Here is a 13,203-nt window from a genome sequence, read left to right as displayed (position 1 = left end):
GGAAAACTTGCCCCGCAGCATGCGCCCTGCTCGTCTGCCCACGCTTCATGGAGATCCCCGCCCTCGTCCAGAGCCTCGACCTCTCTCGCGAGGACGACGTACCCTCGCTCGACTGGCTCGTCGCGAGCTCGGAGGCCCCGGATTCCTTCTGGTCCGCCCTCTTCGAATTCGCCCGCGAAAAAGGCCCGCCGCTCCGGAGCCGCCCAGGAAAACCGCAGGACCTCTATCACGATGCCGTCCTGCGCCACGTCGCTGCGAACCGGCCAGCGTTTGTCTGGTATGAACGTTCCACGGCGCGCTCGCTCTCGTTTTCCGCGCTCGACGCCCGCGCCTCCGCGTGCGCGGCCGCCTGGACGCAACGCGGCGCCAAAGCCGGCGCGCTGATCGCCCTCGTCCTGCCCCTTGGACCCGCCCTCGTCGTGGCCCTTGCCGCGGCTCTGCGCCTTGGCCTTTGCGTCTCCATCCTCGAACCCGCGGGCACCCACGCGCTCGCCGCGCGCCTCGAAGCGCTCGGGCCTGCGCACGTCGTCTTCGATCCCGAGGATCCGCCGCCGCTCGGCGATTTCGCCGCGCTCTTGTTACCCCTCGTCGAGAATGGCCCGGCCCTGCGCGCGCCGCCGTATGCGTACGCGCCCGACGAACCCTGCGCCCGGCTCTTCTCCCCCCTGCGCGCGCCGCTGCTCGTTCCCGTCGATCTTCCCGCCGCGCGTGCCCTCGAAGATGCCTTGCGTGACGCCGTGTTCGCTTATCGCATCGGCCCCGGCGACGCCCTCGCGGCGCCGGATTTCCCGATGCAGCAACACATGCCGGCCCTGCTCCTCTCGACCTGGCTCGCGGGCGCGACGTTCGTCCACCTGCGAAAGACCGACCTCGAAGAAGACCCGACCCTCCTCGAAACGTCGCCGATCACCGTGCTCGGCGTCGCCCCGGCGGTCGCGGCCCACCTTCGCCGCAAGCCCGCACGCCTCGCGCGCCTCCGCCACGTCTTCCGCAGCGTCGACGAGCCACTCGACTGGATAGGTCACAACGAGTTCGTGAAGAAAAACGATCTGGTACGCGTTCCGGTGAGCAACGTTCTCGTCGACGCGGCCAGCGGCGGCTGCCTGCTCTTTTCCACCCGCCGTCCCGGCAGCAGCAATGCCCGCGCTTTGCCCGCGCCCGGCCGTCCGTACCTCCTGCTCGATTCCGGCGGCAGCGGTGAACCTGCCGTCGGCGCGACCGGCGTCTTCGTCCCTCTTCCTGGCAAAGAAGGGTTTTTTGTTCTGGCGAGCCTCGGCGCGGAGTACCTTTATGGCTCGACCCTCCTCCCGCGCTGCGCCGCGCGTGTGTATCCCGCGAGCGAGGTCACGGCCCGCGTTTCCACGCTGCCCGGCGTCGTGGGCGCCGCCGTCGTGCCCGTGCCGACCGGAGAACCGGGCGCCCGCTGGGCCTTCCTCCTGCTCGTCTTCACCGGCGCGAGCGACGTCCCCGAAAAGGACGTCTCCGCCCTCGTGTCCCGCACGATCCGCGAGGATCTCGGCGAGGACTTCCTCCCGGAGAGGGCCTTCGTCTTTCCCCTCTTCCCCCGGCGCGTCGGCAAGGAATTGGACCTCGACTGGTGCCATCGGCAATACTCCTCGGGCATCCTCCTGCGGAAGGCGGAAAGCCCCGTCTTCCGTGATCTGACCGCCCTCCGGGCGCAGATGCTCGGGACCTGAAGGGTCTGTCCCGACATACGATCGGTCCGAGGTCCTCGTCATGCTCGATCCGAACCTCGTCACGCACGCCCTCTCCGGCCCCGGAATGGATGCGACCACCGCGGCCGTGGACGATACGTTGCGCCTCGCCCAGGGCGGCGAGCTCCGCGCCGCCGCCGAGCGTGCCTCGCTCTCCATCGAGGACGGCGCGACCGACGCCCGGCTCATCGCGGCCTTCTTGCTCGGGGTCTTCGCCGAGCGGGGCCCGGTGGCGTTGCCCGACATCCTCGCGACCGCGCGTTTCGCCCTCGAAGGAGGCTTCCGCGCGCTCCGGCCCTTCCAGCGCAAGGCACGCGTGGCCGATTCCGCCTGGACGCTTCTGTTCCGCGGGATTCGAGCGTCCATCGACTTCCACGAAACCAAGCGCGACGCGACGTGGAAGACCTGGGCTGCGACGATCCCGCGCGATTTGACGTCGAAGACCGTTGCCGAGGCCGAGGCGCTCACCAAGGCCATCACGGCCGTGATTGAATCCCCGCAATCCGTGCGTGAGCTCTCCGCGCTTCGCGCCCGCAGCGAGAGCGTCTTTCAGCGCGTGCCGCCGCCCCCGCCGCCCCCTGCGGAGCTCACGCCCGCGGAGCCAGAGCTGATCGAGGAGCAAGCCGTGGACGAGCCCGAGGAGAACGCGCCCTCCGATCCCGAGCCAGTGTTCGAGTCGGAAAAACTCCATCCCAGCGCGCCGCCCGCCCGTACGATCGAGGTCTCGGCCGCGCTCGAGCAGTTCATCCGCAAACTCGAAGCCTTCGAGCTCCTCGTGAGCCGCGGCGACATGGGCAAGGCCGCGATCGTGGCCCAGGACGTGCGCCGCGTCGTCGATCGATTCGATCCGCGCGTGTACCTACCCGCCCTGCTCGCTCCTCATTTCCGCCTTCTTTCGGCGAGCATCGGCGACATCGCGCCCCACTGGGAGGCCGAGGGTGGCCCGGCGTGGCAGGCGCTCGAGCAGCTTTATCAGGTCGACCTCGATGCGTTCGTCGGGACCTGACGCATGGACGGGCCGGCGCCGCTGTCCTCCGAAATGCCCCCCGCTCCGCCTGGCGCAGGCCGCGTCGCGCTCGAGGAGGCCATTTCGCGCGCCGCCCCTGCCTTCGAGCTCCCGGCCCTCGTGGCCTTGCTCCGCGCGCGTTTTCCCGACCGCACCTTGCGCTTTCGCAGCCACCCCTCGCTCGCGCTCGAACCCACGCTCGTGCGCGCGGTCGAGTTTTTCGGCGACCATGTCACCGTCACCCTGAACCTCGGCCTGCGCGCGGTCACGACCCCGCTGCCCTCGTATTTCCAGGAGCTTTTCGCGCATCCGCAAGCCGGTCCCGCGCTCGAAGGCATTGTCGCCCTCGCCGACCACCGGCTCCTCACCGATCACGCCGATTCGCGCGCGCCCGTGGAACAGGAGCGCCTCGTTCCGCGCCCTCGTTCCCTGCGCAGCTCGGCATTCACGCTCGCCCGCCCCTCGTCGCCGATCACGCTCGGCTGGCTCTTTCGCAAGGTCTATCCCGAGCTCGAAGTCTCGGTGCGCCGCGCTGGACACGAGCGTCGCTTGCCCGCGCCCGATGCGCGGATTGGACAGGCGACGCTCGGCATCTCCGCGCTCGGCGGCGAGGCCGAGATCTCGGTGCCCGGGATCGATGCCATTCTGGTGACCGACGCGTCGCGAACCTGGGCGAACGAGCCGTGGACACGCGAGGCGCGCACGCGTCTCTTTGATCACGTCTTGCCCGCGCTCTCCGGCGCGGCCGTGCACCTGCGTGTGCTGCTCGTCGATCACGAGGCGTCGGGCAAGCTCATCGTCCGCGGGCCGGGTGAGCTCGGCTGGGATCCGCTCGCGAAATCAAGACCTTCCGAGATCCACACGCTCTTCGAGGGGCGACCGCCCGACCGCCCGGCGTAACGGCAAATTTGTCCCGGGGAGCGCGCCCGTGGAACGCTATGCGCGATTGGAACCGTAAAGCCCCGAGCCCCCACGGTTCGGTCCTCGGGTTTTCTGCACGAGGGGGGCAAAGGCGCGCGCCGCATTCACGGCGAACGCGCGTCTTGCCTCGTTTGGACGAGGTGGGGAAGGAGAACCGATCTTGAGCAAGTATATCCAGGACCAGATTTTCAAGTCCAGGCTCACCATCACTTACCGGACCAACATCACCGGCACGCCGCAGCAAGAGAAGCTGCCCTACCGGGTTCTGGTCCTGGGTGAGTTCGAGGGCGGCTCCAAGCGCGCCGCGGGGCTCTTGCCCGCCCTCTCCGAGCGGAACGTTCGCTCGATCAAGCGCGGGACCACGGTGGACGATCACCTCACCGAGATCGTCCCCACCTGGCATTTGCCGAAGGCGCTCTCGCACCTCAAATCGAGCCTGCCCGGCACCGTGACCCTCGACCGGATCGTCTGCACGGTCCCGAGCGGCGCCATCGCCCGCAAGGAAGCCGGCAAGTATCCGATCACCGGCAAGGCGCATTTCGAGAGCACGCCGGAGCAGAACGGTCTGAGCCGCGTCGACGGCGAGATCATCGTGAGCGGCACGCTCGACGTGAAATCGATCGACGACGCAGGAAACCTCGAGGTCCAGGGCGCGACGATCACGTTCTCCGGCGAGGTCGCCGGCGATACGATCGATCCGTCGACCCGCAAGAAGGTCGGCCTCGTGACGGGCCTTTTGCGCAATCGCGTGGTCGCGCTGGACGCGGCGAGCGCGCCGAAGGCCGAGGCCCAGGACAGCGACGACGACGACGTGTCGAAGGGCAGGGTGTACGTCCTGCCTCTCACCACGCCGCTCAAGGTCAGCGCGGAGCGCACGGTGCCCTTCGCGTCGATGAAGGATTTCACGCCGGACGCCGTGGCCAGCAGCATCCCCGAGCTCCAGCGGCTCCGCGTCATCAAGCTGATGATGCTCGAGCTCCAGTCCATGCTGCGCAACCGCCCCGAGCTTCGCGCCCAGATGAAGCGCGCGCTCGCCTCGCCCGACGGGCTCAAGGAGCTCCAGAAGTGGGCGAAAGACAATTACAAGGTGCTCGAGATCTGAGGTCGAGGAGCGATCATGCCTGCCACCAATACAACTCCCAAAACCGCCGACGAACTCAAAGCGGATCTTCTCGGGGCGTTCGGCGAGACCGCGGGCGACCTCAAAGAAGGTGACGCGCTCAAGCTCCTCATCAGCGAAGTCAAGCCGCCGGCGCAGCCGAGCGACGGAACGGGCGGCGCGCTCTCCCTCGCCGACGACTCCGGCGCGATGGCCCCGCTCAAGTTCGACGACCGCAACGTCAACATCAACGACGGCGCGCGGTTCATGAACGACCTCGCGGCGCTGCTCGTCAATTGCAGCGACGACCTCACGCTCTCGCGCGGCGACGATCTCGGACCGCTGCACGCCTTCGCGAGTTATTCGAACGTCGTGGAGGCGATCGCGCTCGTCGCGCAGAAGGTCGACGAGAAGCTCGGCAAGCACCTCGACGACGTCTTCCACGACGACGATTTCCAGGCCATCGAAGCGGTCTGGCGCGGGCTCCACCACCTCGCGTCGGGCGTCGAGAGCGAGGACGTCATCATCGATTTCCTCGACGGCAGCAAGGCCGAGATCGGCGCCGACGTCATCGATCACGACACCGACATCTTCGGTGGCAGCCTCTTCAACAAGATCTACATCCAGGAGTACGATCGGTACGGCGGCAAGCCCTTCGCCACGATGATCGGCCTCTACGAGTTCGACTCGTCGGACGAGGACATCGACTGGCTGCGCGCCATGGGCCGCGTCGCGAACGCCTCGCATTGCCCGTTCGTCGCCTCGGTCGCGCCCACGTTCTTCTCGCCCTGCAAGTCGATGCAGGAGGTCGCGGAGATCGGCGACCTCGACGCGGTGCTCGCGCACCCGCATTTCGGCAGGTACAACGAGCTGCGCGACACCGATTACGCCGCGTACATCGGGCTCGTCCTGCCGCGGTACCTCCTGCGCCGTCCGTTCGGCCATGCATCCAAGCTCGAAGCGGGCAACCTCGTCGGCTACCAGGAGACGGTCCAGCCGGGCCGCACGGACGACGCCAGCCATTTCCTCTGGGGCAATGCGGCCATTCTCTTCGCGAAGAACATGGTCCGCTCCTTCGAGGGATCGGGCTGGGCCCAGCACATCCGCGGGCCGCGCGGCGGCGGCATCGTCGAGGGGCTCACGGTCTACACGTACGAGAAGAACGGCTACGAACAACAGCAGCCGCCCGTGGAGATCGCGATCCCCGATTACCGCGAGCTGCAGTTCGCTTCGAACGGCTTCATTCCGCTCGTGCACAAGAAGAACGAGGCCGTGGCCACGTTCTTCAGCGCGCAGTCGCTCAAGAAGCCGCGCACGTTCGTCGAGGATCTCAACACGAAGAACGCGCACCTCGTGACGAACCTCGCGTACTCGTTCTCGATCACGCGCATCGCGCATTTCGTCAAGCGCATGATGCGCGAGTACATCGGCAGCACGGCCGACGGCCCGTACATCCAGCAGGTGCTGGCGAACTGGCTCGGCGGGTACGTCACGACGGTCGTCAATCCCGACGATCTCACCTTGCGGTTCTATCCGTTCAAGGCCGTGAGCGTGACCGTGGAGGACAAGCCGGGGGCGTTCGGCTGGTACAAGTCGATCATCTCGGTCCTGCCCCACGCGCAATTCGAAGGAATGGACGTCGAGCTCCGGCTCGAAGCGGCCCTGGGCGGCCCCTGATACGGAATCGAGCACGCAGGAAAGGATGAACGGCCATGCCGCAATTTCGTAAAGTCCTCGACGTTTATCAGGGCTTCAACTACAAGAAGGACAAGCAGACCGCGGTGGGTTTCATCACGTCGCTGAAGGTCGGGGACACGACGCTGACCGCCGATCTCACGTGCAAGAACCCCATGAACCCGACCGAGGATCTGAAGGTCGTCTCGGTCCTGCGCGACATCCTCTGGGATACGGGCGTCACCGACGCGGTCTATCTGAGCGGGCAGGTCTCCGCGACGATCAAGCAAAACATCGCCCTCCTGATTTACACCTCCATGACCAACGTGCTGGTCACGTTCCAGTTCTCGGTCTACGACTACGACCCGGTGGAGAAGGAGTATTACCTCTGCTTCCACTCGAACTCGACCGATATGAATGGAATCCTGGAGAAGCAAGGCGATGAGCTGAACCTCTCGGTGGCGGACGACGCGTCGACCGACGTGCAGTCGCCCATCAACTACACGTTCAACACCGGCATCAAGCCCCAGCCCTCGGCGCAATCGCTGCAGGTCGCCGTTGGCAAGGGGAAGAACTTCGCCAAGCTCTGGGGCTTGGCGCAGGGCTAGCCGGGACGAATCGTGGCGGCGCTGGCAAGGCCGAAATGGCGGATCGGGCAGGTCCTGCTCCCCGAGCATTTCCTCGGTCTCGAGGACGCGCTCTCGGCCGAAGCCGCGCTGCGGGCGAGCCTCATCGGTTTGCCCCTCACCGGGATCGCGCGGCTCGAATGGAACGGCGACGATCCCAAGAATGGCGTGCTCTGGGTGTCGGGCCTCTCTGCCGTCCTGCCGGACGGGGCGCTCGTGGACGTGCCCGGCAATGCCCGCCTCAGCGCGCCGCTCGATCTCAAGGCCGTCGGGCGGCGCCGCGTCGAGGTGTTCGCCCACGTCTTGCCTCCGGACGACGAGGGGAACGCGGAGGGGGCGCTCGAACCGCCCTCGCCCAAGGAAATTCCGCGCGTCTTCCTCCGCGTCGTGCTCTCGGCCGAGGCGAGCATCGAAGGCAGCATCGGCCGGGCGGAGCTCGGTCATTTCGAGGTCACGACCGGGGGGCAATTCCGCCTCTCGGCCGAATTCATCCCGCCGCTCGTGCGGCTCGGCTCCACGCCTTACCTCGCGCCGCGCCTCACGCGCCTGCGCGGCGAGCTCGCCGAGATCGAAGGCGCGCTCGACGATCTCGCGCTCGAGGCCGTGGCGCGCGGGGATTCGGCGGCGCCGCTCTTTCGCGTGCGTGTCGAGGCCCGCAAGCTCGGCGGGTTGCTCGACGACATGGACCGCGGCGTCCACCTGCACCCGTATCCGGTCTATTCGGCATTGCGCAATTTCGCGCTCGAGCTCGGCCTGCTCGACGAGCGGGCCGCGCCGTTCTCGGCTCCTCCTTACGACCATCACGATCTCGCTCGCATCTTCGGCGTCGTATGCGACGAGATCTCGGCGCGCGCCCGTGTGCCCACGCCCGAGGAGCCGGCGATCTCGTTCGTCTCCGAGAATGGGCGCCTCGTCGCGGGGGATCTCCCGCCGGAGTCCCTCGGCGCGACCGAGCTTTACGTGGTGGTCCTCAAGAATCGGACTGCGGACAAGCTGCCGCTCGAAGGCACGGTGCTTTCGAGCCCGGGGCGGCTCCGCCTCGTGCGCGAGCACGCGCTCCGCGGCATGCGCCTCGTGTATTCGCCGAACCCGCCGTTCCGGCATCGGTTCGGCGGGCCGGTGGATTTTTATCGGATCGTGGGGGCGGGCTCGTCGGCGGGCGACGACGCGCGCGAGTGGGGGGCCGTGCTCCGGGAGCGGGCGATCTGTTTTTTGATGCCCAAGGAGCTCGAGGGCTTGCAGGTGCTGCTCTCCTGGAGGCGGTCGTGATAGAAGGGACCGCGGAGGAGGCCGTCGTTGTCGTTCTTCGGCAAGCTCAGGGGCGATCACGAGCCCCGTCTGGAGAGCATCGCGCGCAATCTCGAGGTGTCGCTCAACGCGAAGGGCGGGTATGCCTCGGCGGTCGAGGTGTACGGGCTCGGCCGGTACGATGGCCATTTCGCGACGAAGCCTTTGCTCGACGAGCTCTGCGCCGAGATGCTCGGGGTCGTGCGGGCCTACGAGCCGCGGCTGCGCGAACCGAAGCTCACCCTCGTCGGCCGCGACAAGGGCCTCTGGGTGCGGTTCACGCTTGCGGGGCTCGTGGGCGGACAGCCGGTGACGTATCACGTGTTCTTGCACAGCGTCTTCCGGAACGTCTCCGTGCGTCGCGGGTAGGCTCGGCCTGCGGGGGCGGGCCTTGAAGGAAAAACTCGACATCACGCTGGCGCTGACGGTCGGGGGGACGGAGCACGTGATCCCGGGCGGCAACGTGCGGGGTTTTTCCTTGCGCATGGAAGCGTGGGGCGTCTCGGGCTCCGTCGAGTTCGTCATGCAGGACGACGCGTCGTGGGGCGGGAAATACACCGACGACCTGCTCGCGGATTTCGTGAAGGCCGACCTCGGCGAGGTCTCCTTATCGATCAAACCGGGGCACCTCGAGACCGATACCGAGGCGGACGACGCGGAGATCAAGACGAGCGGCCTCGTGCTCGAAAAGTCGGTGCGCGAGGAGACGATGCAGCGGACGATGGCCGAGCCGGCGGTGCTCGTTCGGCGCTACCGCGTGACGTTCGTGGACCCGGCGCAGGCCCTCTGGCGGCAGCATTTCCCCTGTGCGCTTTCCACCGAGACGACGTTCAAGGACGTGATCGAGGCCCACAAGGGCGACAAGATCAGCCTGACCTACGATTGGGACGTCATCACCACGACGGTCTCGCAGATTTTCTTCCACCTCGATCCAGCCGTGCGATCGAGCTTTTATGATCTCGTGCTCTGGTACGTGCGCTACCGGAACGGTGTCTTCACGTACGACCACGCCGAGGGCACGTATTCGATCAAGGGCGTCAAGGATACGAGCGGGGAGGCTTCGGAGCTTTTGCTCGACGATCTCTCCACCATGACCTCGCTTTTCCCCGAGGTCCCGCGCCACAAGCCGCGCGTCCTGAACTCGTACACGGAGAGCACGGCGACCGAGCTCGTCGACAACACCAACGCGGCCACGGGCATCTATCGCGACACGCTCCTCCGCACGCCCATCGCGCAAGACGTCGACGATCGCGTCACGCTCGAGACGGCGCGGCCCCTCCTGCCCAAGCGCGAAGTGGAGCTCTCCTTTCGACGTTTTCCCACCGTAGCCGTCTCGCCGGGCAGCTTGCTCGACATCTCCACGACGGGCGGGCACAGCTCGGCCCTGATCGCGGAGACCGAACCCTTTCGGGTGTTTTTCCTTTCGCTCGAAGCGCGCGCCCTCGATGACGGGGCCGAGCCGACCTACGGCGACACCACGGCGAGCTTCTCCGTCGAATGCACGGCCCGCCTCGAAGCGAAGAGCGAGGCGCGTGCTCGCCTGCCGTCCATCGTCGAGCCGCGCTTCCCCGGTCACCTCGAAGGCAAGGTGGTGAGCGCCGTCGGGGAAGACACGGACATCACGTACGATTTCGTGACGGACGAGAACACCTCGATCGATCAGTACACGGTCAAGATCCCGCTCTTCGAGAACAAGGAGATCACCGCGCCGTACGAGCCGGAGAGCGGGGCAGGGAACCTGTATCTGCCGCTGTACAAGAATCAGCGCGTGCTCGTGGCCCTCGATTTCAGCAAAGCCACGGTCATCCGGATGATCGATTGGCGCGGTGAGGCGCGCGTGGCCAAGGACGGACAGGGACAGCACCTCTTCCTCGGGAAGACCTCGACGAACAACACGTCCGTGCTCCACGATTATCAGGACGAAAAACCCGTCCTGCGTGTGCTGCGCACGAACGACAAGGACACCGTGCTCCTCCGGCTGGAGGAGGGCAAGATGACCCTCAAGGTCGAGGAGACGGGGGGGTAATCGGTCATGCCGCTGGTCTGCACCATCGAGATGGACAAGACCGCGGGGATCACCGTGACCGTGGTCAATGCCGACGCCAGCATCACGCAGACCATCGTGATGGACGGGACGAAGATCGAGATCAAGGTCGCCGGCGATTCGGCGACGAGCACGATCACGCAGACATCGGAGAAGATCGCGATCGCCTGCAAGCAATTCGAAGTCACGGCCGACGAGACGATCACCATGACCTCCACGAAGGCGTCGAGCTGGACGAGTCAGGACACGTTCTCCGTGCAAAGCACGAAGGACGCGACGATCTCGTCGGACGCGAACGTGTCGATCTCGGGGGCACAAAACGTGACCGTCGAGGGGACGTCGAAGGTGGGCTTGACGGGCGCGAGCACGAATACGTTGACGCTCGAAAGCGCGGGCGCGACGCTCTCCACGGCGGCGACGCTCACGCTCGAAGGGACGAGCCAAATCTCGGCCAAGGGCGCGATGATCGAGGCCAAGGCCGATGGGATGATGAACCTCGAATCGTCGGGCATCGCGACGCTCAAGGGCAGCATGACGAACGTGCAGGGGAGCCTGGTGAATCTCGGGTAGGAGGGGACGATGGCAGAGGCCGAGACCTTGAATTCGCTCTTCCTGGAGGAACTGTCCGCGCTCGACGCGTTCGCCGCGCGCCGCGAGGCCGAGGGCGCGCTCTCGCTCGGGGCCGAAGATCCCGACGTGCGCCGGATCCTCGAAGCGCAGGCCTTCTTTTCGGCGAGGACACGCGCCGCGGCCCAGCGCGCGACGGCCGCAGCCGTCCGTCGCATCGCCGCGGGTACGCTCGACGAGCTGCTCGTGCCGGCGCCCGCGTCGATGATGGTCGAATGCGTGGTCGGCGAGGAGCGCGTCGAGCCCGCGGTCCTGCCGCGAGGCACGTTGCTCCGCGCGATGTCGGCCGAGGGCAAGGTCGGGCTCTTTTCGATGATGCGACCGCTCGCGATCCTGCCGATCGACGTCACGGGCGCGCGGCTCGTCGAGCAGAACCGGCGGCTCTTCGTGCGGATTCGCCTCCGCGCGCGGCGCTCCTGGAAAAACGCGGCCACACTCTCGTTTTACGTGCGGCGCCTCGACGATTACCGCGCGTCCCTCGCGCTGCACGACGCGCTCTCCCGCCACCTCACGCGTGCCTTTGCCGTCGCCGGCGCGGACGGGCCCGAGATCACCTGTCGTGTGTCGTTCGGCGCCCCGCGCGCGACCGCCCTCGAAGACGGCGACGATCGCGGCCCGCTCGCCCGCATTCGCTCGTTTTTCCACCTGCCCGAGCAGGAGCTTTTCGTGCAGGTCGAGCTCCCGCAGACCCGCGCCCCGTGGGACACGCTCGACCTCTTCCTGGAGCTCGACGAGGAGTTCCCCACGAGTTTGTCGATCTCGAACGATACGTTCCGCATGCACGTCGTGCCCGTGGAGAACGCGTGGGTCGATTTCGCCGAGCCGATCCTCTGGGACGGCACGCGGACGACGGCGCCCGTACGTTCGCCCTCGCCGCTGCTCGAAGGCGTCGAGCCCGCGGGGGTGCGCGGGGTCTACAAGGCGTCGGATCGTGGGCTCGTGCCGATTCTGCCCGCGGCGCTCGCGCAGGACGGCGATACGTACGAGATCGAAGAAGGCGACGGGGTGACGGAGCTCAAGCTCTCGATCGACGGCGCCTTCGAGCAGCCCTGCAAGGTGCTCGCGGAAGCGCGTTTTTCGCAACCGGTGCTCTGGTCGGCGTCGCCGGGCAAGGTCGCGCTCGGCTTGCAAACGCGGCATTTGCCGGGCGTCTCGTTCCGGCTCGTGGGCAGCATGCGCGCGCCCGCGGAGAGCCCGCTCGCGCACGATCCGGCGCGGTGCCTCGACGTGCTCTCGCTCCGCATGCGGCCGGCGCTCGGGCGGCGGGATCTCGTGGGGATGCTGGAGATCCTCGGCGCGAGCGGGGACGGGGCGTATCGAGGGTTTGCCACGCTCGTCGACGAGCTCGATTCGCGCGAGGCGCCGGATCCGGCCCGGCGCGCGGGAGGCATTCGGCGCGTGTATCGGCTCGCGGTGCGGCAAAGGAGCCCTGAGGAGGCGCCGCTCGTGCGGCGACTTTCGGCGCAGATCGCCGCGCTCCTCGACGCGTGGACGGAGGAACCCGTGGACGTGGAGATCACGACGCGCCCGATGGCGGGCCAGCGCGCGCTCGCAGGAGGGACGAAGGCATGAGCGCGACGGGCACGCTCGATACCCGCGCGTTCGCGGAGATCGTCGCCTGCATCGAGGACACCGGGCGGATCCTCGACGCGGCCGTGCGAAACAACAAGACACGTGACGTCGAGACGCTCCGGGCCAAGCTCCGGAAAAGGCTCGACGACCTCGACGCGAAGCTCGACAAGATCGTATCGCCGGCCACCATGGAGGGCGTCCTGGTCCCGCTCGTCGTTTTTCTCGACGAACGCGTGCAGACGCGGCTCGCGCGCGAAGGGGATCCCGAGAGCCCGCCGTGGCCGCTCCTTCAATGGGACCTGCTCGGCGAAACCAACGGCGGCGACGAGTTTTTCGAACATGCGGCGCTCCTCACGCCCGAGAGCAAGCCCGAGCCGCTCGTGGTCGCGACGTACCTGCATTGCCTGGAGTGTGGTTTCGTGGGCCGTCATTTCGACGAGCCCCAGGAGATCCGCGCCTGGAAGGAGAAGCTCGCGCGGTGCCTGCCGCGGAGCGAGGCGCCGGCCAAGACGGCCGCGGCCTCGACGGTCCGGGCCCGGCCCGCGCTGCGGTACGCCCTCCTTGCCCTGGGCGTCGCGGCAGGTTTTCACGCGGTTTTTGCCCTCGCCAGCCTTCTGTGGTGAAGTGCCGAG

12 protein-coding genes are annotated in these 13,203 nt (G+C 67.3%); all 12 read left to right on the top strand.

The genetic code is table 11. The features are described from left to right. Nucleotides 1-47 precede the first annotated feature (47 nt). The 12 genes from POL67_RS32205 to POL67_RS32150 all read left to right on the top strand — a co-directional run bounded on the left by POL67_RS32205 (nt 48) and on the right by POL67_RS32150 (nt 13,194). Nucleotides 48-1,697: an AMP-binding protein gene (locus POL67_RS32205; protein ID WP_271924156.1), complete on the top strand. Its 1,650-nt coding sequence runs from the start codon at nt 48-50 to the stop codon at nt 1,695-1,697. Nucleotides 1,698-1,737: 40 nt separating this feature from the next. Further along, a complete protein-coding gene (locus POL67_RS32200; protein ID WP_271924154.1) occupies nt 1,738-2,721 on the top strand; it encodes a type VI secretion system protein IglI family protein in 984 nt (327 codons plus the stop codon). A 3-nt stretch (nt 2,722-2,724) separates the two neighbouring features. Then, nucleotides 2,725-3,621: a type VI secretion system baseplate subunit TssG gene (locus POL67_RS32195; protein WP_271924152.1), complete on the top strand. Its 897-nt coding sequence runs from the start codon at nt 2,725-2,727 to the stop codon at nt 3,619-3,621. 181 nt (nt 3,622-3,802) lie between these two features. After that, complete coding sequence (locus POL67_RS32190) at nt 3,803-4,744, top strand: type VI secretion system contractile sheath small subunit (RefSeq protein ID WP_271924150.1); 942 nt, start codon at nt 3,803-3,805, stop codon at nt 4,742-4,744. Between the two features lie 15 nt (nt 4,745-4,759). Next, the gene (gene tssC / locus POL67_RS32185; RefSeq protein ID WP_271924148.1) at nt 4,760-6,418 is read left to right on the top strand and encodes a type VI secretion system contractile sheath large subunit; all 1,659 of its coding nucleotides are present in this window, start codon (nt 4,760-4,762) and stop codon (nt 6,416-6,418) included. A gap of 35 nt (nt 6,419-6,453) precedes the next feature. Continuing rightward, the gene (locus tag POL67_RS32180; protein ID WP_271924146.1) at nt 6,454-7,023 is read left to right on the top strand and encodes a hypothetical protein; all 570 of its coding nucleotides are present in this window, start codon (nt 6,454-6,456) and stop codon (nt 7,021-7,023) included. A gap of 12 nt (nt 7,024-7,035) precedes the next feature. Further along, a complete protein-coding gene (gene tssK, locus POL67_RS32175) occupies nt 7,036-8,310 on the top strand; it encodes a type VI secretion system baseplate subunit TssK (RefSeq protein ID WP_271924144.1) in 1,275 nt (424 codons plus the stop codon). 27 nt (nt 8,311-8,337) lie between these two features. Further along, the gene (locus POL67_RS32170) at nt 8,338-8,697 is read left to right on the top strand and encodes a GPW/gp25 family protein (RefSeq protein ID WP_271924142.1); all 360 of its coding nucleotides are present in this window, start codon (nt 8,338-8,340) and stop codon (nt 8,695-8,697) included. A 22-nt stretch (nt 8,698-8,719) separates the two neighbouring features. Continuing rightward, nucleotides 8,720-10,354 carry a hypothetical protein gene (locus POL67_RS32165; protein ID WP_271924140.1) on the top strand — a complete coding sequence of 545 codons (1,635 nt, stop codon included), beginning with the start codon at nt 8,720-8,722 and terminating at the stop codon, nt 10,352-10,354. Nucleotides 10,355-10,360: 6 nt separating this feature from the next. Then, the gene (locus tag POL67_RS32160) at nt 10,361-10,942 is read left to right on the top strand and encodes a hypothetical protein (RefSeq protein ID WP_136971750.1); all 582 of its coding nucleotides are present in this window, start codon (nt 10,361-10,363) and stop codon (nt 10,940-10,942) included. 9 nt (nt 10,943-10,951) lie between these two features. Continuing rightward, nucleotides 10,952-12,571, top strand: a complete 1,620-nt coding sequence (locus POL67_RS32155; RefSeq protein WP_271924137.1) for a type VI secretion system baseplate subunit TssF — start codon at nt 10,952-10,954, stop codon at nt 12,569-12,571. Beyond that, complete coding sequence (locus POL67_RS32150) at nt 12,568-13,194, top strand: DotU family type IV/VI secretion system protein (protein WP_271924135.1); 627 nt, start codon at nt 12,568-12,570, stop codon at nt 13,192-13,194. Before POL67_RS32155 ends, POL67_RS32150 begins: the two co-directional genes overlap by 4 nt. Nucleotides 13,195-13,203: the final 9 nt, after the last annotated feature.

The sequence above is a fragment of the Polyangium mundeleinium genome, assembly GCF_028369105.1.
Lineage (GTDB): Bacteria > Myxococcota_A > Polyangia > Polyangiales > Polyangiaceae > Polyangium > Polyangium mundeleinium.
Note: the sequence above shows the minus strand (reverse complement) of the source record. Positions and strands in the feature narration are given on the sequence as shown.